Origin of the sequence: Burkholderia sp. HI2761 (assembly GCF_002223355.1) — a bacterium.
Classification (GTDB): domain Bacteria; phylum Pseudomonadota; class Gammaproteobacteria; order Burkholderiales; family Burkholderiaceae; genus Burkholderia.
Genome location: NZ_NKFN01000007.1, coordinates 508,226 through 532,794, shown reverse-complemented (window position 1 = coordinate 532,794; position 24,569 = coordinate 508,226). Strand labels below are relative to the sequence as shown.

General features: G+C 67.7%; 23 protein-coding genes. 7 read left to right on the top strand and 16 right to left on the bottom strand.

The genetic code is table 11. From position 1 onward, the window contains the following. Positions 1-4: 4 nt before the first annotated feature. The 6 genes from CFB46_RS19950 to CFB46_RS19925 all read left to right on the top strand — a co-directional run bounded on the left by CFB46_RS19950 (position 5) and on the right by CFB46_RS19925 (position 6,848). Entirely contained in the window at positions 5-1,021 is a 1,017-nt protein-coding gene (locus tag CFB46_RS19950) for a 4-hydroxyproline epimerase (RefSeq protein WP_089502266.1), read from the top strand. After that, on the top strand, positions 1,018-2,310 hold the full coding sequence (locus CFB46_RS19945) for an NAD(P)/FAD-dependent oxidoreductase (protein WP_152777587.1): 1,293 nt from the start codon (positions 1,018-1,020) through the stop codon (positions 2,308-2,310). Before CFB46_RS19950 ends, CFB46_RS19945 begins: the two co-directional genes overlap by 4 nt. Before the next feature lie 15 nt (positions 2,311-2,325). After that, entirely contained in the window at positions 2,326-3,933 is a 1,608-nt protein-coding gene (locus CFB46_RS19940; RefSeq protein ID WP_218827931.1) for an aldehyde dehydrogenase family protein, read from the top strand. Further along, entirely contained in the window at positions 3,819-4,856 is a 1,038-nt protein-coding gene (locus CFB46_RS19935; protein WP_089500979.1) for a proline racemase family protein, read from the top strand. The genes CFB46_RS19940 and CFB46_RS19935 overlap by 115 nt, the downstream gene beginning before the upstream one ends. Positions 4,857-4,920: 64 nt before the next feature. After that, positions 4,921-5,628, top strand: a complete 708-nt coding sequence (locus CFB46_RS19930; protein WP_152777589.1) for a GntR family transcriptional regulator — start codon at positions 4,921-4,923, stop codon at positions 5,626-5,628. A gap of 98 nt (positions 5,629-5,726) precedes the next feature. Next, positions 5,727-6,848: a J domain-containing protein gene (locus tag CFB46_RS19925; protein ID WP_089500977.1), complete on the top strand. Its 1,122-nt coding sequence runs from the start codon at positions 5,727-5,729 to the stop codon at positions 6,846-6,848. Between the two features lie 115 nt (positions 6,849-6,963). Here the strand turns inward: CFB46_RS19925 and CFB46_RS19920 are convergent, their stop codons facing one another. The 6 genes from CFB46_RS19920 to CFB46_RS19895 form a co-directional block, all read right to left on the bottom strand. Then, positions 6,964-7,869: a LysR family transcriptional regulator gene (locus tag CFB46_RS19920; protein ID WP_089500976.1), complete on the bottom strand. Its 906-nt coding sequence runs from the start codon at positions 7,867-7,869 to the stop codon at positions 6,964-6,966. 61 nt (positions 7,870-7,930) lie between these two features. After that, a complete protein-coding gene (locus CFB46_RS19915; protein WP_089500975.1) occupies positions 7,931-9,175 on the bottom strand; it encodes an acyl-CoA dehydrogenase family protein in 1,245 nt (414 codons plus the stop codon). Positions 9,176-9,209: 34 nt separating this feature from the next. After that, complete coding sequence (locus CFB46_RS19910) at positions 9,210-9,968, bottom strand: SDR family NAD(P)-dependent oxidoreductase (RefSeq protein WP_089500974.1); 759 nt, start codon at positions 9,966-9,968, stop codon at positions 9,210-9,212. Between the two features lie 7 nt (positions 9,969-9,975). Further along, positions 9,976-10,740, bottom strand: coding sequence for an SDR family oxidoreductase (locus tag CFB46_RS19905; RefSeq protein ID WP_089500973.1), 765 nt, complete (start codon positions 10,738-10,740; stop codon positions 9,976-9,978). Positions 10,741-10,799: 59 nt separating this feature from the next. Next, on the bottom strand, positions 10,800-11,831 hold the full coding sequence (locus tag CFB46_RS19900; protein WP_089500972.1) for a phosphotransferase: 1,032 nt from the start codon (positions 11,829-11,831) through the stop codon (positions 10,800-10,802). A gap of 19 nt (positions 11,832-11,850) precedes the next feature. Continuing rightward, on the bottom strand, positions 11,851-12,525 hold the full coding sequence (locus CFB46_RS19895; protein ID WP_089500971.1) for a histidine phosphatase family protein: 675 nt from the start codon (positions 12,523-12,525) through the stop codon (positions 11,851-11,853). A 205-nt stretch (positions 12,526-12,730) separates the two neighbouring features. On the opposite strand from CFB46_RS19895, the gene CFB46_RS19890 reads away from it, so the two are divergent. Continuing rightward, the gene (locus tag CFB46_RS19890) at positions 12,731-12,886 is read left to right on the top strand and encodes a DUF3309 family protein (RefSeq protein ID WP_034185249.1); all 156 of its coding nucleotides are present in this window, start codon (positions 12,731-12,733) and stop codon (positions 12,884-12,886) included. Between the two features lie 144 nt (positions 12,887-13,030). Here the strand turns inward: CFB46_RS19890 and CFB46_RS19885 are convergent, their stop codons facing one another. The 10 genes from CFB46_RS19885 to CFB46_RS19840 form a co-directional block, all read right to left on the bottom strand. Then, the gene (locus CFB46_RS19885) at positions 13,031-14,320 is read right to left on the bottom strand and encodes an acyl-CoA dehydrogenase family protein (protein WP_089500970.1); all 1,290 of its coding nucleotides are present in this window, start codon (positions 14,318-14,320) and stop codon (positions 13,031-13,033) included. A 172-nt stretch (positions 14,321-14,492) separates the two neighbouring features. Beyond that, on the bottom strand, positions 14,493-15,167 hold the full coding sequence (locus tag CFB46_RS19880) for a TetR/AcrR family transcriptional regulator (protein WP_152777591.1): 675 nt from the start codon (positions 15,165-15,167) through the stop codon (positions 14,493-14,495). Between the two features lie 172 nt (positions 15,168-15,339). After that, the gene (locus tag CFB46_RS19875; RefSeq protein WP_089500969.1) at positions 15,340-16,824 is read right to left on the bottom strand and encodes an NAD(P)/FAD-dependent oxidoreductase; all 1,485 of its coding nucleotides are present in this window, start codon (positions 16,822-16,824) and stop codon (positions 15,340-15,342) included. Positions 16,825-16,835: 11 nt separating this feature from the next. Beyond that, positions 16,836-18,077, bottom strand: a complete 1,242-nt coding sequence (locus CFB46_RS19870) for a thiolase family protein (RefSeq protein ID WP_089500968.1) — start codon at positions 18,075-18,077, stop codon at positions 16,836-16,838. 25 nt (positions 18,078-18,102) lie between these two features. Continuing rightward, positions 18,103-19,656: an AMP-binding protein gene (locus CFB46_RS19865; RefSeq protein WP_089500967.1), complete on the bottom strand. Its 1,554-nt coding sequence runs from the start codon at positions 19,654-19,656 to the stop codon at positions 18,103-18,105. A 42-nt stretch (positions 19,657-19,698) separates the two neighbouring features. Next, positions 19,699-20,829 (bottom strand): saccharopine dehydrogenase family protein, encoded by a 1,131-nt coding sequence (locus CFB46_RS19860; protein ID WP_089500966.1) that lies wholly within the window; start codon positions 20,827-20,829, stop codon positions 19,699-19,701. A gap of 176 nt (positions 20,830-21,005) precedes the next feature. Continuing rightward, the gene (locus tag CFB46_RS19855; RefSeq protein ID WP_089500965.1) at positions 21,006-21,683 is read right to left on the bottom strand and encodes a c-type cytochrome; all 678 of its coding nucleotides are present in this window, start codon (positions 21,681-21,683) and stop codon (positions 21,006-21,008) included. Next, positions 21,684-23,162 (bottom strand): flavin monoamine oxidase family protein, encoded by a 1,479-nt coding sequence (locus tag CFB46_RS19850; protein WP_089500964.1) that lies wholly within the window; start codon positions 23,160-23,162, stop codon positions 21,684-21,686. It abuts the gene before it with no gap. A gap of 83 nt (positions 23,163-23,245) precedes the next feature. Then, positions 23,246-24,214, bottom strand: a complete 969-nt coding sequence (locus CFB46_RS19845; RefSeq protein WP_089500963.1) for a WD40/YVTN/BNR-like repeat-containing protein — start codon at positions 24,212-24,214, stop codon at positions 23,246-23,248. A 31-nt stretch (positions 24,215-24,245) separates the two neighbouring features. Beyond that, positions 24,246-24,533, bottom strand: a complete 288-nt coding sequence (locus CFB46_RS19840) for a WD40/YVTN/BNR-like repeat-containing protein (protein WP_143751635.1) — start codon at positions 24,531-24,533, stop codon at positions 24,246-24,248. Positions 24,534-24,569: the final 36 nt, after the last annotated feature.

The following is a 24,569-nucleotide window of genomic DNA, read 5'->3' as shown; positions in this document are numbered from 1 at the left end:
GAACATGACGATGCACAGCTTCACCTGTATCGAAGGCCATACCGAAGGGATGCCGGTGCGCATGGTGATCGACGGCGCGCCGGCGCTGCACGGCGCGACGATGAATGCGCGCCGCGAGGATTTCGTCGCGCATCACGACTGGGTTCGCCGCACGCTGATGCTGGAGCCGCGCGGCCACGCCCACATGTCGGGCACGATTTTCTACCCGCCCGTCCGCGACAACGCCGATTTCAACCTGCTGTTCATCGAGACGTCGGGCTGCCTGCCGATGTGCGGCCATGCGACGATCGGCTCGATCGCGTTTGCGATCGAGGAGCGTCTCGTCGTGCCGAAGCAGCGGGGAACGGTCACCGTCGACGTGCCGGCCGGGCAGATCGTCGCACGCTACGAGATGGACGGCGAGCGCGTGACGTCGGTGCGCTTCACCAACGTGCCGAGCTTCCTGCTCGCAAGCGATGTCGAGATCGCCATTCCGGCGCTCGGCACGCTTGCCGTCGATATCGCGTACGGCGGCAACTTCTATCCGATCGTCGAGGTTCAGCCGAACTTCCCCGGTTGCGAGCACTTCACGTCGGACGAACTGCTGGCGTGGGGTCGCGACGTGCAGCGCGCGGTGAACGACGCGATCGACGTCGTGCATCCCGACCATCCGGCCATACGCGGCGTCCGGCACTGCATGTGGACGGGCAAGCCGCTCGCCGACGACGCGCACGGCCGCGCCGTGGTGATCGCCGGCGACAGCCTGGTCGACCGCTCGCCGTGCGGCACCGGCAGCTCGGCACGCGTCGCGCAGCGCTTCGCGCGCGGCTGGCTGAAGGCCGGCGACGCGTATTGCCACGAGAGCCTGATCGGCAGCCGCTTCGTCGGCCGCGTGGAATCGGTCACGCGCCTCGACAGTGGGCTCGACGCCGTGCGGCCGAGCATCGAAGGACGCGCGTGGGTCACCGGGCGCGCGCAGTATCGCGTCGATTCGTCCCAGCCCTATGCGCATGGGTTCAGCCTGCAGGAGTTCGTCAATTGAACGCGATTGCGCAACGACACGCGCCCGTGTCGCCCGGCGCGGCACGCGATGAAACGGCCGTCGTGATCGGCGGCGGGATCGTCGGCGTATGCTGCGCGCTCTATCTGCAGCGCGACGGCCATGCCGTCACGCTGATCGACCCGGCCGCCCCCGGCGACAGCGCCGCGAAATGGAGCTGCGGGCAGATGGCGGTCAGCGAGGTCATCCCGCTGTCGAAGCCGGGCATCCTGATGAAGGTGCCGCGCTGGCTGATGGATCAGAAGGGGCCGCTTGCACTGCGGCCCGGCGCGCTGCCCGGCATCCTGCCGTGGTTTTTCCGGTTCGTCGCGTCGGCCCGTCACGCGAAGATCGTGTCGATCGCGCAGGCCATGGCCACGCTGACGCACGACGTCTATCCCGACTATGCGCCGCTGCTCGATGCGTGCGGCGACCGCGCGCTGCTGGGCCAGCGACCGGTGCTCGAGGTGTTCGACGATTCGGCCGGCATCACGAGCGAGCAGCCGCATCTCGACTTGCGCCAGTCGCTGGGATTCCAGTCGCAGCGACTGACGGCCGCCGACATCGGCGATCTCGAACCCGCGCTGGCCGGCCGGTTCCGGCACGGGTTGCTGTTTCCGGACTGGCGCGCGGTGAACGATACCGAAGGCTTCATCGCGGCGCTGACGACCAGCTTCGAAGCGCAAGGCGGGCGCCGCATCCGTGCGAACGCCACGCGCATCGACGAGGCATCCGGGCGCGCGACGGGCGTGACGCTCGCCGGCGGCGAGCGCATCGCGGCCGATCACGTGGTGGTCGCGGCCGGCACCGGTTCGCGGCCATTCTTCAGCCAGCTCGGCGTGCACGTTCCGCTTGAAGGCATCGCCGGCTACCAGGCGTTGCTCGCCGACCCGGGCGTCGAATTCCGCCATTCCGTGATCTATGCGGACGGCGGCTTCTGCTTCACCCCGATGACGCGCGGCCTGCAGATCGGCGGCACCATCGAGTTCGCGGGCCGCCATGCGCAGCCGAATTTCCGGCGCGCGGACATCATCCTGGAAAAAGCCCGGCGCATCCTGCCCGAGCTGCAGACCGCGCGCGTCGAATACGGCGTCGGCTACCGGCCGTTCCTGCCCGACACCAAACCGGTGATCGACCGCTCGCGGCGGCTGCCCAACACGTACATGGCATTCGGCCACGGCCAGCTCGGCCTCACGCTCGGCGCGACGACCGGCCGCCTGATCGGCGACCTCGTCGCCGGGCGGCCGACGCGGCAGGACCTGTCGCCGTTCAGCGCCTATCGCTTCGCCTGACCTTCGAGACCCTTCATGCAATCCTACGAACGACTTTTCATCGACGGCCGCTGGGTAGCGCCCGTTCGCGGACACACCTTCGACACGATCGACCCCAGCGACGAAACCGTGATCGCGAAAGTGGCGGCCGCCACCGCCGAAGACATCGACCTCGCCGTCAACGCGGCGCGCCGCGCGTTCGACGATGGCCCGTGGCCGCGCATGACCGGCGCGGCGCGCGCTGCGGTGTTGCGCGCGATCGCGCAAGGTATCCGTGATCGCCTGCCCGGACTGGCCGAGCTCGAAGTGCGCGACAACGGCAAGCCGCTGCCCGAAGCAATGTGGGATCTCGGCGATGCCGCCGGCTGCTTCGATTTCTATGCGGGGCTCGCCGAGCAGCTCGACGGCAACGCCGAAGCCCCCGTGCCGCTGGCCGACGCGCGCTTCAGCACGGTGGTCCGCAAAGAGCCGATCGGCGTCGCCGGCGCGATCATCCCGTGGAATTTCCCGCTGCTGATGGCCGCGTGGAAGGTCGCGCCCGCGCTCGCGGCCGGCTGCACGATGGTGCTCAAGCCGTCCGAGCTGACGCCGCTCACGGCGCTGGAACTGGCCGGCATCGCCGAGTCGGCCGGGCTGCCGGCCGGTGTGCTCAACGTCGTGACGGGCCTCGGCGCGGACGCCGGCGCGCCGCTCACCGAGCATCCGGGCGTCGACAAGCTCGCGTTCACCGGCAGCGTGCCGACTGGCAGCCGGATCATGCAGGCCGCCGCGCGCGACATCAAGAACGTGAGCCTCGAACTCGGCGGCAAGTCGCCGTTCATCGTATTCGGCGACAGCGATCTCGAAGCGGCCATCGAATGGATCTTGTTCGGCATATTCTGGAACCAGGGCGAGGTGTGTTCCGCGACGTCGCGCGTGCTCGTCGAGCGCTCGCTATACGCGCCGCTCGTCGAGCGGCTCGCGCAGGAAGCGCGCAAGATCACGATCGGCAACGGTCGCGACGACGGCGTGCTGCTCGGCCCGCTGGTCAGCCGCGGGCAGTACGACAAGGTGCGGGCGGCCGTCGCGCGCGGCCGCGAGGAAGGCGCGCGGCTCGTGACGGGCGGTGGCCGGCCCGCGCATCTCGACCGGGGCTACTTCATCGAGCCGGCCGTGTTCGCCGATGTGCCGGAGGACAGCTGGATCTGGCAGGAAGAGATCTTCGGGCCCGTCGTGTGCATCCGGCCGTTCGATACGGAAGACGAAGCAATCCGGTCGGCCAACGATTCGCGCTTCGGCCTCGCGGCGGCGGTGATGTCGGCCGACCTGCCGCGCTGCGAGCGCGTCGCACGCGCGATGCGCGCCGGCATCGTATGGATCAACTGCTCGCAGCCGACGTTCACGGAAGCGCCGTGGGGCGGTTACAAGCAGAGCGGGATCGGGCGCGAACTCGGCGAATGGGGCCTGAACAACTACCTCGAGATCAGCAGATCACGCGCTACGACAGCGACAAGCCGTGGGCGTGGTACATCAAGTAAGGTGAAGCGATCATGCGCTGGAAGAAAACGCTGCAGCTCGTCGACGTGCATTGCGAAGGCGAGATCGGCAAGGTCATCACCGGCGGCGTCCTCGACGTGCCGGGCGCGACCATGCTCGACAAGATGAACTACCTCAACGAGACCGACGACAGCTTGCGGCGGCTCGTCGTGCTCGAACCGCGCGGCTGCCTGCAGATGTCGGTCAACCTGCTGCTGCCGCCGACGCGACCCGATGCGCATGCCGGGTTCATCGTGCTGCAGGCCGACAAGGCACATCCGATGTCGGGCAGCAACTGCATCTGCGTGGTGACGGCGCTGCTCGAGCTCGGCATGGTGCCGATGCAGGAACCCGAGACCACGGTCGTGCTCGACACGCCGGCCGGGCTCGTCACGGCACGGGCGACCTGCCGCGACGGCCGCTGCACCGGCGTATCGCTCGACATGGTCGCGTCGTTCGTCGAGCATCTCGACGTCGCCGTCGAAACGGACGCGTTCGGCACGATCAAGGCCGACATCGCGTTCGGCGGCGTCTACTACGCGCTCGTCGACGTCGACCAGATCGGGCTCGAGATCGCGCCGGGCAACGCGCGGCAGCTCGCGGCGCACGGTGTGCGGCTGAAGGAGATCATCAACCGGCAGGTCGCCGTCCAGCATCCGCTCTACGCGGAGATCAACGAAGTCGCGTACGTGATGTTCAGGCACCGCATCGGCGACACGGTCTACCAGACCTGCACGACGCTGCCGCCCGGCCGGGTCGATCGGTCGCCGTGCGGGACCGGCAGCTCGGCCAATCTCGCGACGCTCGCGGCGCGCGGGCGCGTGAAGGTCGGAGACCGCCTCACGTCGCGCTCGACGATCGGCGGGGAATTCGGCGTCGAACTGCTGGGCATGACGGAGGTGGGCGACCGGCCGGCCGTGCTGCCGCGCGTCACCGGGCGCGCGTGGGTGTTCGGGTTCCAGCAGCTCGGCGTCGATCCCGACGATCCGCTGGCCGCCGGGTTCATGCTGAGCGATACCTGGGGCGACGGATTCGGGCCCTCGGGCACGTGAGGACGCGATGCTAAACTCCAGAGCGCGCCCGGCGACCCGGGCTGATGACAGGAAGGGTAGCGAGATGAGCAAAGAGGCCGTTGAAACCGAAGGTGGCGGCCGCCGGCACGGCGGGCGGTATGTGTATGAGGAATTGCGCAAGCAGATCCTGACGCTCAAGCTGAAACCCGGTGTACAGCTCGACGAAATTTCGCTGGCCGCGCAGTTCGGGCTGTCGCGCTCGCCGGTGCGCGATGCGCTCGCGCGGCTGAGCAGCGAGGGGCTCGTCACGATCCTGCCGAACCGCACGACGCTCGTCACGCCGTTCGAGATCGAGGAATTCCCGAAGTACATCTCGGCGCTCGACCTGATCCAGCGCGCCGTCACGCGGCTCGCGGCCACGCAGCGTACCGACGCCGATCTCGCGAAAATCCGCAAGGCCGACGACGTCTACATGGAAGCCGTCGCGAGCGGCGACTTCCAGGCGATGTCGGAGACCAACAAGGCGCTCCACATGGCGATCGCGCACGCCGCGAACAACCCGTACTTCGTCGGCTACTACGAACGGCTGCTCGGCGAAGGGCAACGCCTGCTCCATCTTCACTTCGACTTCACCGTGAGTTCGCCGACGGCCGCCAAGCTCGGGCGCGACCACGACGAACTGATCGACGCGATCGTACGACGCGACGCCGAAGCCGCCGAACGGGCCGCGCACGAGCACACGATGCTGTTCCAGAAGCGCTTCCTCGACTACATGAAGCAGAACATGACGGAATCGATGGCGGTGCTGTAACGCATCGGCGTCGGCGCGCCGCAGGCAGGAAGGCGCGCGCCCATCCAGCTAAAATACCGGCCTGCCGCGCGTCCCGCCGCGGCCGGAGGATTTCAACCATGACCGCACGTCGCGGTGCCGCGGTCGCCATCGCGCCCGGCCACGAGACAGCCAGCCTGTCCAAAGCCCAGAAAACGTTCAATACGCTCGTCAAGCACATCGAAAAGCGCCGCGAGCGGCTCGGCGCGTGGGAAGCCGTGATGCCGGCGTTCCAGAAGAAGTTCGTCGACGCTCTGTTGCCGCTCGAACAGGAAGCGACGGCGCTGCGCATCCGGCTGATCCATCTGCTCGACGATGCGTTTCTGCAGAAGGGCCTGAGCAAGGCGGAGCAACGCACGCTGTCCGAGTTGATCGCCGATATGGCGGGCGATTTGCTGAACGTGAGCAACGACGCGGCGTTGAAGGTGATTTACAACCGGCATGCAGGATCTGACCAAGTCGGCAACGCAACGGCCGCTCCCGAGCCGACGAAACCGAAATGGGAACCCGAATCGCAACCGCCTGAGGATCTCGACTCGCTGTCCCCCGATGAACTTGCCGAGCGGATGCAAGCCGAACTCGACGCCCAGTTCGAGCGCGACATGGCCGCTCACGCGGCCCGTGAGGCGCAGCGCGCGAAGCGCAAGAAAGTATCCAAGCAATCGGCCGCGCAGGCCCGGATCGAAGCTGAGCAGGCCGAATCGAACAAATCGATCCGCGAGATCTATCGCAAGCTCGCGAGCGCGCTGCATCCCGACCGCGAAACCGATCCGCAGGAGCAGCAACGCAAAACCGTGCTGATGCAGCGGGTCAACCGTGCCTACGAGAAGGGCAACCTGCTGCAACTGCTGGAACTGCAGCTGGAAATCGAACAGATCGACCGGCGTGCGATCGACGGCCTCAGCGAAGCGCGGCTCACGCGCTACAACGGCATCCTCGAGGAACAGCTGCGCGAGCTCGATCAGGAGATCGTGCACGTCGAGAACGATTTCAGGGGCACGTACGGCATCGCGCCGTCCACCAAGGTCGCGCCCGATACCGTGCTGCGCATGCTTACGCGCGACATCGCCGGCATGCAGCGCAGCAACCAGGACCTGACCGTCGCGCTGCGCGAATTCGAGGATCCGGACAACGTCAGGAGCTGGCTGAAGGACATGAAGCGTCGGCCCACATCGTCACGCTTCGCCGACGATTCGTTTTGATGAAACGGCGGCACGCACCTGCGCGCTGCCGCCCGTTCACGCGAGCCGCGTTACACCGCGCGCCCCGAAAGCGGCTGATCGATACAACGCCGACGATCGCCTGCGCGGCACTCCCTCACCGCCCCTCGCCCATCCCGCCCATTAGCGCCATCAACTGCTCGCGCAACCACCGGCTGCCCTGATCCTGATCGGCGCTGCGATGCCAGTAGCAGAAGTAATCGAGCCCCGGCATCTCGAACGGCAGTTCGAGGATGCGCGCCGGATAGCGTTGCAGCAGCCGCAGCGGCGCCGTCAGCGCGAGATCGCCGCGCATCGCGATCAGCGGCGCGACCATGTAATGCTGCACGCGCATCTGGATGTTGCGGCGCAGCCCGAGCCGCGTCAGTTCCGCGTCGACGTGTCCGCTGCCCTTGCGGCGGCTCGATACGTGGATGTGGCCCATCGACAGGTAGTCGTCCATGGTCAGCGTATCACCCTTGAACGGGTGATCGTCGCGAATCATGCACGCGTAGCGGTCGCGCACGAGCAGCGCCTGGTGCAGATGCGGATCGCCGATCAGCGGCGCGTCGATCGCGATGTCGACCGAGCCGTTCGCGAGCGCGGTCGCCACCTCGCCGCGGTCCATCGTGTAGCTGCGCACGTGCATGCCGGGCGCATGCGTTTGCAGCAGTTCGCCGAGCGCCGGCAGCAGCAGCGCCTCGGTCAGGTCGCTCATGCTCAGCCGGAACACGCGCGTCGACGACGCCGGATCGAACACGTCGCCTTCATGCGCGCTCGAATCGAGCAATTGCAGCGCCTCGCGCACGCGGCCGACGATGTTCTCCGCCATCGGCGTCGGCATCATCCCGGCCGGCGTGCTCACGAACAGCGGATCGTTCAGCGACTTGCGCAGCCGCGCGAGCGCGTTGCTGACGGCCGGCTGCGTGAGGTTCAGCACCTCGGCCGCCCGCGTCAGGTTGCGCTTGGTGTAGATCGCGTCGAATACGACGAACAGGTTCAGGTCAAGCTTCGAAAGGCGCATCGCCGGATCTCCTTGCCGAGATCTTACGGCGGGCGCCATTCGTTCGTCCACGTCGCCCCACTCAGCCGCGCGGCGGCGGCGTCAGGTAGGCGGCCGTCGAACCCGGTTCGCCGCCCTTGATTTCCATCCGCGCGATCGCCTGCAAATGCACCTCGTCCGGGCCGTCGGCGAAGCGCAGCGCGCGGCCCCAGGTCCACAGGTCGGCGAGCGGCGTATCCGGGCTCAAGCCCGCCGCGCCGAACACCTGCATCGCGCGGTCGCACACGTCCGTATAGACGGTCGGCACGAGCGCCTTGATCATCGAGATTTCCTTGCGCGCGGCCTTCGCGCCGACCTTGTCGATCATCCATGCGGCCTTCAGCACCAGGAGGCGCGCCTGGTCGATCTCGATGCGCGAGCGCGCGATCCATTCGCCGACGGTACCGTGCCGGTTCAACGGCTTGCCGAACGCCTCGCGCGACTGCGCGCGGTCGATCATCAGTTCCAGCGCCAGCTCGGCCGCACCGATCGAACGCATGCAGTGGTGGATACGGCCCGGCCCGAGGCGCGCCTGCGCGAGCGCGAAGCCGCTGCCTTCCTCGCCGAGCAGGTTGCGCGCCGGCACGCGCACGTCGTCGAACGTGATCTCGCAGTGCCCTTCCGGTGCGTAGTGATTGACCACCGTGATGTTGCGCACGACCGTCACGCCCGGCGTGTCGCGCGGCACGAGAATCATGCTCTGCTGCTGGTGCGATTCGGCATCGGGATCGGTCTTGCCCATCACGATGAAGATCTTGCAGTTCGGATGCGCGGCGTTCGTGATGAACCATTTGCGGCCGTTGATCACGTAGTCGTCGCCCGCGCGCTCGATGCGCGTCGTGATGTTGGTCGCATCCGACGACGCGACGTCGGGCTCCGTCATCGCGAACGCCGAGCGGATTTCACCGCGCAGCAGCGGCAGCAGCCACTGTTCGCGCTGCTCGGGCGTCGCGAACATGTGCAGCAGCTCCATGTTGCCGGTGTCCGGCGCGTTGCAGTTGAACACTTCCGACGCCCAGCTCACGCGCCCCATGATCTCGGCGAGCGGCGCGTATTCGAGGTTCGTCAGGCCCGTGCCGGGCTCGTCGGCCTTCAGGTGCGGCAGGAACAGGTTCCACAGCCCTTCCGCTTTCGCGCGCTCCTTCAGTTCCTCCATGAACGACACCGGATACTGGCCCGCGTGCACTTCGTCGTTCCACTGGCGAATGCGCGGCACGATGTGCGCGTCCATGAATGCGCGCACGCGTTCGCGCAGTGCTTCCACTTTCGGGGTGTAGCCAAAGTCCATGATCGACTCCTCGAGATTGTCGTGTTCCGTTCGGTCAGAAGGCCGAGACACCGCCGTCGACGGCGACGGCCTGCCCGGTCAGATACGTGTTTTCCTTCGCGCACAGCGTCAGCATCGTCGCGACGATTTCGTCGGGCCGGCCGAGCCGCTTCATCGGCGAGCCCTGCGCCAGAAAATCCTGGCGGTCGCCGATATCGCTGTCGGTGACCATCGGCGTCGTGCTGTAGAACGGGCACACCGCATTCACGCGAATGCCGTGGCGCGCGTATTCGAGCGCCGCCGTCTTCGTGAGCCCGACCACCGCATGTTTCGACGCCGCATAGGCGGCCAGCTTCGGCGCGCCGCCGAGCCCGGCCATCGACGCGACGTTCAGGATCACGCCTTCGCGCTGCACGAGCATCTGACGGATCTGATGCTTCATCCCGAAGAACACGCCTTTCGCGTTCACCGCGAAGCTCAGGTCGAGATCGGCTTCGTCGGTATCGATCAGCGCCTTCATCGGCGGTGCGATGCCCGCGTTGTTGATGCCGACGTCGAGCCGCCCGAAACGCGCGACGGCTTCATGCACCAGCGCGGCGACATCCGTTTCGACGCGTACGTCGCAGCGCTGCGCGATCACGTCGGCGCCGGCCGCGCGCAGCGGCGCGGCCACGCGTTCGAGCGCGTCACCGTTCAGGTCGCCGAGCGCGAGCCGCGCGCCCATCGCGGCGAGTTCGCTCGCGAGCAGCGCGCCGAAGCCGCTCGCGGCGCCGGTGATCATCACGGCCTGCCCGGCATAGCTGTCGAGTTTCATCGCGCGCTCAGATCGTCAGACCGCCGTCGACGACGATGCATTCGCCGTTCGTGTAGCTCGCCGCGTCCGACACGAGATACAGCACGGTGCCGGCCATTTCGTTCGGCTCCGCGTGGCGGCGCAGCGGAATCTTCGCCTTCCACGTCTCGTAGATGTCCTTGTCGGCGAACAGCGCGCCCGCGAACTTCGTCTTCGTGAGCCCCGGCAGCAGCGCATTCACGCGAATGCCGAGCGGCCCGCACTCCTTCGCGAACGCCTTCGTCATGTTGACGACGGCCGCCTTCGTGATCGAGTAGATGCCTTGCCGGTCGCCCGGTTGCAACGCATTCACCGACGCCGTGTTGACGATCGCGCCGCCGCCGTGCGTCTTCATCAGCTTGCCGGCCTCGACCGACATGAAGAAGTAGCCGCGGATGTTCACGTCGACGGTCTTCTCGTACGCGGCGAGATCGGTATCGAGGATGTGCCCGAAATACGGGTTCGCGGCCGCGTTGTTCACGAGGATGTCGAGGCGGCCGTGCCGGCCGCGGATATGCTCGAACGTCGCGGCGATGTCCTCCAGGCGCCCGACGTGGCACGCCAGCGCCTCAGCGCGGCCGCCGGCCGCGACGATCGCATCGGCCACGGCCTGGCAGTCGTCGAGCTTGCGGCTCGACACGATCACGTGCGCGCCCTGCTCCGCGAGCAGCTTCGCGATCTCCTCGCCGATGCCGCGGCTCGCGCCCGTCACCAGTGCGATCTTGCCCGTCAGGTCGAACAGATTCGTTGCCATGTTGCTGTGCTCCTCCATTGATTGGTTTGTTATGTCGCCGCGCGGCGATCGCGGCGATGTCAGCGATGCGAGTCGATCACGCCGACGGCCGTCTCGGCCAGCCGGCCGGCCATTTCGCCCACGCGCAGCGCCTGCTCGCTCGAAGCGTTGCCCTGCAGCGCGCGCGCCTTCACGCCCTGCACGATCGCCGCGAGCCGGAAGAAACTGAATGCGAGGTAGAAGTGCCAGTCGCGGATCGGCGCGATGCCGCGCAGCTCGCAGTAGCGCGCGACGATCGCCGCTTCGTCCGGAATGCCGAGCACCGCGCGATCCTGGCCCGCAAGCCCGCGCACCTGCCCGCCCGACGGCAGCCGCAGGCACATGCAGAAATACGCGAGGTCGGCGAGCGGGTTGCCGAGCGTCGACAGTTCCCAGTCGAGCACGGCCTGCACGCGATAGCCGTCATGCGCGAACATCAGGTTGTCGATCCGGAAATCGCCGTGCACCAGCGCCGGCCGGCCCGTGTCCTCGGGGCACGCTTTCGGCAACCAGTCGATCAGCGTCTCCATCGCGTCGAGGCGCCCGGTTTCGGCCGCGCGATACTGCTTCGTCCACACGCCGATCTGGCGTTCGAAGTAGTTGCCGGGACGGCCGTAGTCGGCGAGGCCCACCGCGTCGACATCGACGTCGTGCAGCGCGGCCATCGTCCGCAGCAGCGCGTCGTAACACGTCGCGCGCTCGGCCTTCGGTAGTTCCGGCAGCGCGGGATCCCAGAAGATCCGGCCATCCTCGAAACTCATCACGTAGAACAGGCTGCCGATCACGTCGCGGTCTTCGCAGAGGTGATACGGATGCGCGACCGGCACCGCGGTGCCCGACAGCGCGCGCAGCACGCGGAATTCGCGGTCGACCGCGTGCGCGGATTTCAGCAGTTCGCCCGGCGGCTGGCGGCGCAGCACGTAGCGGCCGCTCTTCGCGGTTAGCAGGAAAGTCGGATTCGACTGGCCGCCGGCAAACTTCTCCATGTCGACCGGGCCTTCGAAGCCCGACACGTGCGTTTCCAGATAACGCGTGAGGCGGGCTACGTCGAGTGGCTGGGAAGGGTTCGTCATCGTCGCGATCGTTCGTGGGTCAGCCGTAGGTTCGCAGCGCATGTCGTTCGGGATCCTCCAGATGCGGGATGCCGTTGAACGACGCGAGGTGGAACGCGTCGGCGTTGAAGAAAAACTGCGAAAGACTGCTGTTGCGGATCTGCAGGTTCAGCGCGATCGCGCTCGACGGCGGCGCCGCGAGCACCTGCTGCACGGTGACCGCGATCGGGCCGCCGGAACTCACCGCCAGCACGCGCTGGCCGCCGCCGTGGCGAATCGCGGCGCGCGCGTCGGCCACGCGCTGCTGGAAATGGGCCCAGGTTTCGGGGGCCGCATCGCCGAGCTTGTCCTCGGTCCACAGGTGCAGCACCTGCCGGAGCGCGCGGAAGTGTTCCTTCATCGAGCCGGCCGCGAGCCGCGCGATCTCCGGGTAGTCGCTGGCGGCTGCCGCGAACAGCCCGTGAAAATCGTATTCGTTCAGGCCCGGATGGCGGTCGACCACGACGCCTTCGCGGCCCATCCCGCGCAGGATCGCGGCGACCGTCTGCGCATGGCGGTTCATCGTGCCGCAGATCACGCGGTCGAACGTCAGGCCCTGTCGCACGAAGTATTCGCCGAGCCAGACGCCCTGCTGGTCGCCCGCGGCGGAAAGCCGGTCGTAGTCGTCGGTGCCGAACGACGCCTGCCCATGCCGTACCAGAAAGAGTTCAGCCATTGCATGCCCGACAGGTTGAAACCGAAGGCCCAGCATAGCGAGCGGGCACACATTTTTGAAATTTATTTTCTGAATCGACAGGTATTCATTACATGAATTTCCGGTATTCGAACAACGCGCTTGCGCCGGCTTTCACCGACCCCCGCGTCGCGGCACGCGAATTGCGCCAGCCCCCACCGTGTCGAATAAATCCAGGAGGGATGCGATGCTCGGTACGATCCTCATCATCGTTCTGATTCTGCTGCTCATCGGAGCATTTCCTTCATGGCCGCATAGCCGAAGCTGGGGTTATTGGCCATCGGGGACCGTCGGGCTGATCGTCGTCATTGTCGTGATACTGGTGCTACTCGGTCGCATTTGAGTACGGACGCGCGTGCCGCGGCATGGGCACGCGCGTTTCGGTCCGGTGTGCCGAACTGGCCGCCGTAGCTTTCGCCGTGTCTTCTTTACACACGAAAGTAAGCCGTAATGGAAAGGCCACCTGCACGGCCCATGTCGGCCGCGCTCATTCGCGCGTCCACCCGTTCTCGTAAAGCTGGCCCGCCAGCACGCCAAGGCGCGACGCGAGAACGTAATTCTCGCCGTCCTCGATCAGCGCCGAGCGCACGTCGCGGAACAGCTTCTCGATCGGGAATTCGCGCGTGGTGCCGTTGCCGCCGAACAGCTGGAACGCCTCGTGCGTGATCTTCATCGCTTCCTCGGTCACGCTCACCTTCGCCTGCGCGGTGGCGTACGGATGGCTTTGCGGCGACATCCGCGAGAATGCGAGGCTGCGGCGCGCGATCGCGCGCGCCATCTCGAGCCGGCGCAGCATCTCGCCGATACGCAGGTGCGTCATCTGGTGATCCATCAGCAGCGCGCCGCCTTGCTTGCGCTCGTGGCAATACGCGAGCGCCAGTTCGAACGCGGCCCGCGCCGCGCCGACGAACACCTGGCACATGTGCGTGCCTGCATACGACCACGTCGACGCGAGATTGCCGAGATAATCGTCCTTCAGCGCGACCGCGAAGCGCTTCGGCACCTTCACGTTGTCGAAATAGATCTCGCCCTGCGGCAGCGAGCGCTGGCCGATCTTGTCGAGCGGCTTGCCGCGCGACACGCCCGGCAGATCGAGCGGCAGGATCATCGCGACGCCGTTCGTGAACGCGCTGCGCTCGCCCTCGCCGTAGAAGCCGTCGCCGTAGTCGGCCGCCATGTACGCGAGTGCGACCTGCGCGACCGAGCCGTTCGAGATCCACGCCGAGCTTTGCCCGTTGATCACGATCTCGTCCGCGCCGACCTTCGCAGTCGCGTTGCCCACAGGCTGCTTGCCGTTCGCGGCGAGTTCCTGTCGATACAGGATCGCCGCGTCCGACCCGCGATCGGGCTGCGTGTTCATCCAGCAGCCGACCTTGCCCGCGCACATCTCCACCAATTCGGCGTTGCCGACCGTGTGCGCCATCATCAGCGGCATCGTGGCCGCGCCGATCGACACGGCGAGGCCCGAATCGCCCCAGCCGAGTTCCTCGCCGATCAGCGACTCAATGCGCACCGCAACGTCCGGCGGAAACTGCGCGATCAGTTGCGGATCGAGCCCGAGCTTCGCACTCTCGACGATCGCGGCCCAGTACGGCGAGCCGGGGGCGATCACGTCCTCCGGCGTCATCCGGTCGAGCTCGCGGCCGATCGGCCGCAGCACGTCGCGCGCGAAGCGGTGAACCGTGTGCTGGATTGCGCTTTCCTCTTCGCTCAGCGGCGTCTCGAAGCCGGTCATACCGACCACGGGCAGCGCCGCGGACTTGTTCAGACGAATCATCTCCGTTCTCCTCCTGGACTCGAATCATGTCGGCCCGGCCGCGGACGCGTCCGGCCATCCCACATTTAGTAACACATACCAAACATAGGTCATCATGACAAACACAGGAAGCAAAAAAAAGACAGGGTATTCCCCTGTCTGTCGTTGCGTTGCCGCGGTACGGCCCAAGCCTCTATTTGCCGGCGGGCTCGTGCAGCGTGCCGTACGCGAGCGCGCGGGAGGTCGCGGTGAAGTACGCATCGAGCGCCTGCGTGTGTCGCCCGGTGCCGTACTGCATCGCGAAGCCGTCTGCCAGCGCGATGAGCATGGTCGCCGCATGCCGGCTTTCGGCCGCGCTGAACGCTGGATTGACGGCGCGAAGTAGTTGCGCGAGGTCGCGCGTCAGCGTCGCATACCATTCGTCGTAAAGCTTGAAGCATTCGGGATCGGTCGCCGCGAACGACATGAAGTGCCGGAACAGTGCGTTGTACTTGGCATCCTTCGCATCGCTGATCGAGCGCTCGATGATCTCCTCGAACACGTCGCGCGGCGACGCGTCGCTGCTGATCGCGCGCTTCATGTCGTCCAGATACGTGTCGATGACCGGCTCGATGACGGCCCGCAACACGGCGATCCGGGTCGGGAAGTAGTACTGCAGATTGCTGACGCTGATTCCGGCGGCGGCGGCAACCGCGCGCTGGGAAAATTCCAGCGGGCCGCCTTCCAGCAACAGTTTCTTCGCGACGCGAATGATCGTGTTGCGCGTGCGCAGGCCTTGCGCCCGCAAACCGTCGGGATTGCCGGCTGCGGCGGTTGCAGTCGACGTGCGCCGCTTTTTGCCGCTGCGCTGTTCGTTGGGCACTGTCATCGTATTCGTCTATTCGTCGTGAAGATGGTGTATCGGCTTCGTCGAAATGACGCCCCGCGTTCCACGGGGCGCAGACGACTATACCCGATGCGGGCCCCGTTTTCCATCGAGCCCCCGCGCCCGGCGGACCAGGCGAGCGGAGAGGTCTTCGTCGCGACGACCGCGTGCGCCGCTACCGCCGTCGTACCTTCCGGTTCACCCGTTCGTCGAGAAGGTTCGCCGCGCCTAGCAGCGCGTTGACCGTGCACCATCGCACCGGCTCGGGCGGCATCGCGGGCGTCTTGTGCGTCAGCGCGTCGAGCAGCGGCGATGCGCCGTCGCGAATCCGCTCGGCCAGCACGCGCCCGATCAGCGACTGCGTGCCGACGCCGTGCCCCGAACAGCCGGCCGTGTAGAACACGTTCGCGTGCGCGCCGGCCGCGCCGACCACCGGCAACGCATCGCCGGCCATCGAAACGTAACCGCTCCAGCAGGCACGCACCGGCAAGTTGCCCAGTTGCGGAAAGCGTTCGTGCAGCGACTGCAGGAGCGCACGGTACGCCGCGTCGTCCGGCACGTTCGGCGTCTGCGACCCGTATACGTAGTGCAGCCGCTTCGTCGTCAGCAGCAGCGTGTTGCGCGCGGTGAGACGATGGCTTTCCATCGTCAGGTGCGACGTCATGATGCCTTCGCGATTCGGCCAGCCGAGTGCCGCCAGTTGCGCATCGGACAGCGGCTCCGTCTCCAGCGCCGACACGCGCACCGGGATCACCTTGTCGCCGAGCAGCCCGAGTTGCGGCGTGTACGCGTTGGTGGCGAGCACCAGGACCGGCGCGCTCGCGCTGCCGCGCGCGGTGCGCACGCGCACCGTCGTCCCTGCGTCGAAATCGAGCAGCCCGGTGTTTTCGTACAGCGTCACGCCGGCGGCCAGCGCCGCGCGCCGCAGCCCCGTCACGTACTTGCCCGGATCGAGCGTGCCGCCGCCGGGAAAGTACGCGCCGAACAGAAACGCGGGCGGGATGCCGCGCTCGCGCATTGCCGCGCCATCGAGAAACCGGGCCGGCGAGCCGAGCGCGATGCCCGTCTCCATGCTTTCGCGCAAGCGCTTCTCCTGCGACGGATGCACGCCCGCGCGAATGATGCCCGACGCGCGGTAATCGCAGTCGATCCGGTATTCGACGAGCTTGCGCTCGACGTACGCGACGCCTTCGTCGTAGAAGCCGATGATCCGCTTCGCCTGCTCGTGCCCCACCCGCTTGACGAACAGTTCGTACTCGAGCGCCTGGCCGCCGCCGAGATAGCCGGCATTGCGTCCGCTCGCGCCGAAGCCCGCGAACTCGCGTTCGAGCACGACGACGCGGGCGCCGCGCGCGGTCAGCTCGAGCGCCGTGGACAACCCGGCGAAGCCGGCGCCGACGACGATCGCGTCGGCCTGGACGTCGTCTTCGAGCGGCGGCTGCAAGTCGTGCGGCGATTCGATCCATCCGCCCACGGGGCGGTAGGTCCGCAGCGCCGCGTCGGCCCGGATGGCCTCGCCCCACCGGGCAAGCGGCCCGTCCGCGCTCGTGCCCGCCGTCTGCATCGAAGCCGCCACGCCGACGCCGCCCGCGCCATCGCGGCCGTGCCGCGCCGCCACGCCCGCCTGTCCGGCCGGCATCACGCCCTGTGCGTCACTCATGTCCGCCTCCGTCAGTCCTTGCTCAAGATATGGATCGCCAGCGCGGCTTCCTCGACGCCCTGCAAGCCACCGCCGTTCTCCTGGATCGCATGGCGCGCGCCCTGCACCTGACGTGCGCCCGCCTCGCCGCGCAATTGCGTGACCAGCTCGTAGAGTTGTCCGATGCCGGTCGCGCCGAGCGGATGGCCCTTCGATTCGAGGCCGCCCGACGTGTTGATCGGAATGCGCCCGCCGAGCGTGAAATCGCCGCGCTCGGCAGCGGGGCCGCCCTCGCCGAACGGTACGAAGCCGAGGTTCTCGGCCTGGATGATCTCGCCCATCGCCGATGCGTCGTGCACCTCGGCCACGTGCATGTCGTCGGGGCCGAGCGACGCCTGCTCATACGCCTGCAGCGCCGCGAGCCGGCCGATATGCTTGTGCGGCTCGTCGATGCGCCGGCGCGTGAAGCTGCGGATCACGCTCGCCGCGATCCGGATGCAGCGGCTGCGATCGGCGCCGATGCGCGCCAGCCCTTCCTCGGTGCAGAGGATCGCGGCCGCCGCGCCGTCCGACAGCGGCGCGCACATCGGCAGCGTGATCGGATACGTGATCGGCGCCGCCGCGAGCACTTCGTCGACCGTGAACGGCTGCCGGAACTGCGAATACGGGTTGTGCACCGAATGCCGGTGATTCTTCGACGACACGGCCGCGATCTGCCGCTGCGTCGTGCCGTAGGTCCGCATGTGATACCGGCACAAGGCCGCATAGATCTTCATGAAGCGGCTGTACGGCCGCTCGGATTCGGAGCCGGGCGGCGGCTCGATCCCTTCGCCGAGCTTCTCGAGTGTCGCGAAGTTCTCGTCGACGCGGGACACGTCCCACCCCGCCTCGAACAGCGCGAACGCGCGGGCCTTGTCCGCGACGTTCATCTTCTCCGCACCGAGCGCCAGCGCAACGTCGCATGCGCCCGACTGCAGATGCCGCACGGCCAGGTGCACCGCGGTGCTGCCGGACGCGCACGCATTCTCGACGTTGAACACCGGCACGCCTTCGATCCCGATCTTGCTGAACACCACCTGCCCGGGAATCGACAGTTGCCCCTGCAGCGCGCCGTTGGTGATGCCCGAGTAGAACGCCGCGCGGATCGCGTCGGCATGACAGCCGGCGTCCCGCAGCGCGCGCTGCAACGCCTCGCGCGCCAGATCGTCGATGCCGCGATCCGGATGCCGGCCAAACACGGTCATCGCAATGCCGGCGATGTAGATATCGTTCATCGTTTGCAATCCCTATCGATCTGGCTCATATCCGGCGCTGCCGGCCCTGCCAGTACTGCTCGCGCAAGTCCTTCTTCAACACCTTGCCGGCCGTGCTGCGCGGCAGCGCGGCGATGAAGTCCACGCTCTTCGGCGCCTTCACCGAGCCGAGCTTCTCCTTGCACAGCGCGACGAGCTCATCGGCGCTCACGCTCTGGCCGGCATTGAGCTCGACCACGGCCTTGACGGCCTCGCCCCACTTGTCGTCGGGCACGCCGATCACCGCGCAGTCCTGCACCGCCGGGTGCGCCCAGATCACCTGCTCGACCTCGCTCGGATAAACGTTGAAACCGCCGCTGATGATCATGTCCTTCTTGCGGTCGGTGATATGCAGATAACCGTCCGGATCGAGGTGGCCGATGTCGCCGGTGCGCAGCCAGCCGTCGACGATCGTCTCGGCCGTCTTGTCGGGCGCGTTGTAGTAGCCCTTCATCACGAGATCACCGCGCACGCAGATCTCGCCGGTCTCGCCCTGCTTCAGCACGTCGCCGCGCTCGCCGACGATCTCGACGCGCACCAGCGGATTCGGGCGGCCGACCGACGCCAGCCGCTCGTCGGACGCCAGCTTGCCGTCGACGAAATGCTCGGCCGGGCTCAAGTACGAGATCGACGCGGGCGCTTCGGTCTGCCCGTAGCCGCCCGTCATCACCGGGCCGAACACGTCGATCGCGCGCTTGAGTTTCTCGACCGACATCGGCGCGGCACCGTACAGGAAGTAGCGCAGCGACGAGAAATCGACCCGGTCGATGCCAGGAATGTCGAGCAGCCGGTAGATCACGGTCGGCGGCAGGAAGAACTCGGTCACGCGGTGCTTCACGATCGCGCCGAGCAGCAGCGCGGGGTCGGGCTTCGGCAGCACGACCACCGTGCCGCCGCGCGCGGTGCACGGCAGCGACATCATGCCGGCCGTGTGCGTCATCGGCGCCGCGGCGAGATTCACCGGGCGCTCGGCACCGTACGACATCGCGATCATGAATTGCGCGAAATACGTCTGAAGCGAGCGGTGCGTGTTCATCACGCCCTTCGGCAAACCGGTCGTGCCGCCGGTGGCCGACAGCGCCACGACGTCGTCCATCGCGAAATCGACGACCGGCCTCGTCGCCGGCCGGCCCGCGCTCCACGTCGCGAGCGACGGCGCCCACGGCAGGTCGGCGTCGAGGCATACCCACAGCCGGACCTTCGGCAAGCTCGGCCGCAGCGCGTCGATCGCGGGCGCGAATGCCTGGTGGAAGAACAGCACTTCGCAGTCGAACGCATCGAGCACGTACTGATTCTCGGCGGGCGCGTTGCGCCCGTTGACCGGGATATACGCGAGACCGGCGCGCCACATCCCGAGCGCGCAGGTCCAGCCGATCACGTCGTTGTCCGCCCACACCGCCGCCTTCGCCTCCTTCGCGAAGCCGGCGGCGATCAGCCCGTTGGCGATGCGGCACGACAGCTCGCCGATTTCCTGGAACGTATAGCTGCGATCGTCCTGGATATATGCGATGCCGTCTGGATTGATGCGCCACCCGCGGTCGTAGAAATCGATAATGGCCATTTCACAAGTTCCGTTGAGTCAGTACCGGCACGGCGGCAGCCGTCACAGTTGCGTGACCGTCGCGCGCGCGAGCCCGCGCTGTTCGAGGAAGCCGAGCAGGTAGCGATGGCCGAACGCCTTCGAGCCCGACGCGAAGCCGACCTTCGCCGCGTCGCCGTCGAGCAGCTTGAGCACACCGGCCGCATGAATCGCACCCGTCGAGATGTACGGCGTGATGCCGTGCACGGTCGCGCGCACCGATGCGAGCTGGCCGCGGCCGATCGCGAAATCGACGCTGCGCTGGATCGTCGTGCGCTCGCGCGGCGGCATCGACGGCGTGGTCGAATCGACGACCTGCTTGAGCACGGCGTCCTGCTGCTCGCGCGGCAGATGCTTGTATTCGGCTTCCCACTTCTGCCCGAACTGGTGCACCAGCTGCATCACGTTGTTGTCGTAGAAGCCCACGCACGAGATGCAACTGCGCACGCGCGGGTCGTGCTCGAAGTAGACCGGCAGCGACGTGCCGCCCCACGGCAGGCAGAACACCGGCTGCATGAGCTCGGGCGTCGCCACCGTGAACGACGCGTCCGGCGCGTGCGGGACCAGCGCCTTCTCCCACAGGTAGCAGGACTCGTGGCGGGAGCCGTCGAAGATCGTCGCCGTCGAGCCGACGCTCACGCCGGCCGCGCCGCGCGGGCCGCGCGTCAGCGTGGCGGTCTCCAGCGCATCGATGCCCGGCGTTTCGAGCGCCAGCTCGGCGGCGATCTCGGCGAACGTGTACATGTACGCGTTCGACGACGACACCAGCAGGCCGGCCTGCCGGTACAGCTCGCCGAACTGCTCGCGCACGTCGCGGATATACGACTGCTCGCCGGTCGTATCGAGATGGTGACAGCCGGCCTTCAACGCGGCTTCGACGCCGACGAGCCCGAAATTGGAGAACGGCCCGACGGTGTTGCAGACCACCTTCGCGCCGCGAAACGCCTTCACCAGCGCATCGACGTCGTGCTCCGCCTCGATGATTTCGTATTGAGCCGATTCGAGGCGGACGACGCGCTGCGCCATCATTTCCTTCGCGCGGCCCGCGTTGCGCGCGACCGCGGTGAACGGGATGTTCTGGTCGATCAGCCAGTCCATGATCAACATGCCGGTGTATCCGCTTGCGCCATAAACGACGACGGGGTGCTTAGCCATGGTTGTCTCCTGAAACGTCAGTTGTCGAAAATCGGTTCGGTCGAACGTCGGGTGATGCCGCCGCCCATCCGGGCGGCACTTCATTCATAGAACACGTTATCAATCTTAGGTCACTATGACAAAGTAATGGATAAAGAAAAAGGCAGGGTATTCCCGGTTCTGCCGCGCTGCCCGCGTCATTGCGCGCCCTCGACGCGCCCCGGCGACATGCCGGCCAGGTAGTGCGCGATCGCACGCGCGTCGTCGCCCGACAGCGTGGCGGCCATCGCGTTCATCGCGCCGCCCGGATCGTGGCGCTCGCCCGACCGGAACATCGCGAGCTGGTCTTCCAGATAGCGTTGCCCCTGGCCCGCGAGGCGCGGCGCCGACTCCTTGCCCATCAGCGTCGCGCCGTGGCACGCCTGGCAGCTTCGGGCCGCGACCAGCGCCATGCCCCGCTTTTCGAGCGCGGCGTCGGCCGGCACGGCCTCGTTGCGCGCCGGCGTCTGCCGCGCGAAATAGGCCGCCACCGCGTCGATCTTCGCGCTGTCGAGTTCCCGCGCGAGCGGCCCCATGAATGCGTTGCGGCGCTGGTCGCTCGCGAACGCGCGCAACTGCGCCGCGAGATACGCCGCCGGCTGCCCCGACAGCGACGGATACGCCGCGTTCAGCGACTGGCCGCGCGCGCCGTGGCAGAAAAAGCAGGTTTCCTGCGGCTGCGGCCACGCGCCGGCATTGGCCTTGTCCGCGTCGCCGATCGCGGCCATCGCCTTCTGGTAACGCATGCCGTCGACCAGGTCGGGCCCGTAAAGCACGCCAGCCGCGACCACGCCCGCTACCGCCAGCGCGGCGACGATCATCGATATCCGCTTCATTCAGGCCTCCTCGCCACGGCCGGCCAGCTTGCCGAGCGCCTGCAGCGCCGCGCGGTGCCCCGAGCGCACCGCGCCGTCCATCGCGCCAGCCCACAGGTCGGCCGTCTCGGTGCCCGACCAGATCAGGCGGCCGACCTCCGGGCGCAGGAACTTGCCCCATGTCGTCCAGAACCCGGGCGGCAACGGGTGAATGCACTGCAGCGTCCACGGATCGACGCGCCCCCAGTCGTAGTCGTGAAACTGCGCCGGGTGCAGCGCGTCGTCGCCGAGCGCGCGCGCATAGACGGCCGACAGCAACCGCTCGGCGGCCTTCGGTTCCGCGGGCAGCGCGCCCGGCGCGACGAACGCGGCCAGCACGCCGACCGAGCCGTCCGGCGGCGAGTTGTCGTACGCCATGAAGACCGGCCCGCCGACCTCGAAGATCTGCCCGTTGTAGCCGGCGTCGCGCCAGAACGGGCGGGCGTAGACGTGCACCGTCTTGCGCATCGGCGCATTCGCGGGCCAGTTCCGGTGCAGTTGCGCGCGGCCGTCGGGCAGCGGCGGGTCGAACGCGATCTGGTTGCAGAGCGCCGGATTGAGCGCGAGGATCACGCGCCGCGCGCGCAATACGCCCTGCTCGGTATGCAGTTCGACGACGTCGCGATCCCAGCCCGCGATGCGGCGCACGGGGCACTTCAGCTTCACCGCGTCGCCGAGTTCGGCCGCCATCCTGATGCTCAGTACCTGCGAGCCGCCGACGAAACGCGTCTCCTGCGCGCCGCCCTTGATCGACTCGAGCTTCGCGTATTCGCAATCGGCGCTGTTGATCATCGACAGGTAGTGCAGCAACCCGAGTTGCGCCGGCGCGCCGCCGAGCGACAGCTTCGCCGCGAGGCCGAGGAAGTAGCCGTCCTCGTAGGTCACGCCCTGCTTCAGCAGCCAGTCGCCGTAGGTGAGCTTGTCGAGTTCCGCCGCGTGCTGTGCGCTCCACGGTTCGCGCGACGGCACACCGCGTGCGAGTGCGCCGAGCTTCGCGCCGATCGCATCGTCGCCGCCCGAGCCACCGTGGAAATCCTGTGCGACGCGCGCGTCGCCGGCCAGCACGACGGTCTTGCCCGCGTAGAAGGTCGGAAACGTATCGACGCCGAGTTCGCGCGCCAGATCGGCGATCGCCGTCTGCCCGGGGCCGATCCACTGGCCGCCCGCTTCCGACACCACGCCGTGCCCGAGGTCGTGGTTGTAGGTTCGCCCGCCGACACGGTCGCGCGCCTCGAGGACGACGAACGACGTGCAGCCGGCGCGCTTCAGGTCGCGCGCGGCGGTCAGGCCCGCGAGCCCGGCGCCGATGATCGCGACGTCGAGCACGCCGCGATCCGTGTCTTTCGCCGCGGACGCTGCCGCGAACGACACGTCGCCCGCCGCCAGCGCGGCGGCACCCGCCGCCGCCGCGCGCAATATCCGGCGCCGGCCCTGGGCGTCAGGTTGGTGTTTTCGATTCATTTGCATGCTCCATCCGTCTTCATCCTCGCTTTCCTGCGCGGTCCTTCGGGTTGATTCATCCGCCTGCCGACGTCGATACGCGCTCACGGCGCGGCCAGCACGCCTTCCTGCGAAAAGAGGATCGGCTTGCCGCGCGCGTCGATCAGCGCCGCGGTCAGCGTCGCGCGGTCGGCACGCGGCGCGACGTCGAACGGGCCGCCCGCCACGCGCTGCGTGAACGTCAGGCCGTCGAGTCCGACGCCGACCAGCCCGCCGCCGGTCGCGACGAGATCGGTGATCGAGCTGCGCGTGCCGGAGTTCATGGCGGCCCAGGTCGCGCCGCCGTCGGTGCTCTGGAACAAGCTGCCGAGCAGGCCGCCGACCACGATGCGGCCATCGGGCATCGCGACGCCCGACCACAACGTGCCCTTGCCGCCCGTCGGCAGATAGGTCCATTCCGCACCGCCGTCGGTCGACTTGAGCACCATCCCCTGTTCCGACACGATGTAGAGCGCATGCGACGCATCCGCGAATACGTGGTACAGGTTGCGGTCGGCCTTGCCGCCGCCCGGCGGCTTCGGCAGCGTCACGCGGGCCCACGTCTTGCCGCCGTCGTGCGTCGCGAGCATCAGCGACCACAGGCCGACCGCGATCCCGTCGCGTTCGCTCGTGAAGAACACGGAGAACAGCGGCTGGTCGACCGACGTGTCGATGCGCTGCTTCTCCCATGTTTCGCCGCCGTCGCCGGTCGCGAGAATCACGCCCCACTGGCCGACCGCCCAGCCGTGTTTCGCATCGGCGAAGGTGACGGCCGACAGCGTCGCCGACACGGGCACGCGCCGCGACTGCCGCCACGTGCGACCGTCATCGTCCGACAGCAGGATCACGCCGTGCTCGCCCACGGCGACGATGCGCGTGCCGGCGTGCGTCGCATCCGTCAGCATCATGTGGGTCGGCGCGGGCCACACGCGGGCCGGCTTCGCGGCCCACGCGGCAACCGTGCCGTCGCCGGTTTGCGCCAGGGCTGCCGCGGCAACGCAAAGCGCGGTACAGGCAACGAGCGTCTTGATCATGGCAGGGCCTCTGTAGTGATGTTCGTTGGCGTCAGTGGGCGAGCAAGCCGACCCAGCCGGACGGTGCGCCGCCGAGTGCGACGGCCGACAGCATCGCCGACGCCGCGTCGCGCGACGTTTGCCGCCAGGTCTTGCCGTCGTCGTCCGACAAAAGAACCGCACCGTGTTCGTCGACGGCGACGATGTGCGTGCCCACGCGCGTGAGATTGGTCAGCAGCACGCGGGTCGGCGCCGGCCGGCCGCCGATCGATCCATGGAATAGCGCGACCGCCACCGCGGCCACGCAAAACGCGGTACAGCACACAAGGGGCTTGTTCATGGGAGGTTCTCCGTGGTGTTCAGGGGTATTCGCGGC

Coding starts and splice junctions, on each gene's coding strand:
- CFB46_RS19880 (WP_152777591.1), bottom strand. CDS start 15,167: ATGACAGTGCCCAACGAACAGCGCAGCGGCAAAAAGCGGCGCACGTCG.
- CFB46_RS19870 (WP_089500968.1), bottom strand. CDS start 18,077: ATGAACGATATCTACATCGCCGGCATTGCGATGACCGTGTTTGGCCGG.
- CFB46_RS19930 (WP_152777589.1), top strand. CDS start 4,921: ATGAGCAAAGAGGCCGTTGAAACCGAAGGTGGCGGCCGCCGGCACGGC.
- CFB46_RS19885 (WP_089500970.1), bottom strand. CDS start 14,320: ATGATTCGTCTGAACAAGTCCGCGGCGCTGCCCGTGGTCGGTATGACC.
- CFB46_RS19840 (WP_143751635.1), bottom strand. CDS start 24,533: ATGAACAAGCCCCTTGTGTGCTGTACCGCGTTTTGCGTGGCCGCGGTG.
- CFB46_RS19855 (WP_089500965.1), bottom strand. CDS start 21,683: ATGAAGCGGATATCGATGATCGTCGCCGCGCTGGCGGTAGCGGGCGTG.
- CFB46_RS19915 (WP_089500975.1), bottom strand. CDS start 9,175: ATGGACTTTGGCTACACCCCGAAAGTGGAAGCACTGCGCGAACGCGTG.
- CFB46_RS19850 (WP_089500964.1), bottom strand. CDS start 23,162: ATGAATCGAAAACACCAACCTGACGCCCAGGGCCGGCGCCGGATATTG.
- CFB46_RS19925 (WP_089500977.1), top strand. CDS start 5,727: ATGACCGCACGTCGCGGTGCCGCGGTCGCCATCGCGCCCGGCCACGAG.
- CFB46_RS19920 (WP_089500976.1), bottom strand. CDS start 7,869: ATGCGCCTTTCGAAGCTTGACCTGAACCTGTTCGTCGTATTCGACGCG.
- CFB46_RS19910 (WP_089500974.1), bottom strand. CDS start 9,968: ATGAAACTCGACAGCTATGCCGGGCAGGCCGTGATGATCACCGGCGCC.
- CFB46_RS19935 (WP_089500979.1), top strand. CDS start 3,819: ATGCGCTGGAAGAAAACGCTGCAGCTCGTCGACGTGCATTGCGAAGGC.
- CFB46_RS19895 (WP_089500971.1), bottom strand. CDS start 12,525: ATGGCTGAACTCTTTCTGGTACGGCATGGGCAGGCGTCGTTCGGCACC.
- CFB46_RS19940 (WP_218827931.1), top strand. CDS start 2,326: ATGCAATCCTACGAACGACTTTTCATCGACGGCCGCTGGGTAGCGCCC.
- CFB46_RS19900 (WP_089500972.1), bottom strand. CDS start 11,831: ATGACGAACCCTTCCCAGCCACTCGACGTAGCCCGCCTCACGCGTTAT.
- CFB46_RS19890 (WP_034185249.1), top strand. CDS start 12,731: ATGCTCGGTACGATCCTCATCATCGTTCTGATTCTGCTGCTCATCGGA.
- CFB46_RS19865 (WP_089500967.1), bottom strand. CDS start 19,656: ATGGCCATTATCGATTTCTACGACCGCGGGTGGCGCATCAATCCAGAC.
- CFB46_RS19905 (WP_089500973.1), bottom strand. CDS start 10,740: ATGGCAACGAATCTGTTCGACCTGACGGGCAAGATCGCACTGGTGACG.
- CFB46_RS19875 (WP_089500969.1), bottom strand. CDS start 16,824: ATGAGTGACGCACAGGGCGTGATGCCGGCCGGACAGGCGGGCGTGGCG.
- CFB46_RS19845 (WP_089500963.1), bottom strand. CDS start 24,214: ATGATCAAGACGCTCGTTGCCTGTACCGCGCTTTGCGTTGCCGCGGCA.
- CFB46_RS19860 (WP_089500966.1), bottom strand. CDS start 20,829: ATGGCTAAGCACCCCGTCGTCGTTTATGGCGCAAGCGGATACACCGGC.
- CFB46_RS19950 (WP_089502266.1), top strand. CDS start 5: ATGACGATGCACAGCTTCACCTGTATCGAAGGCCATACCGAAGGGATG.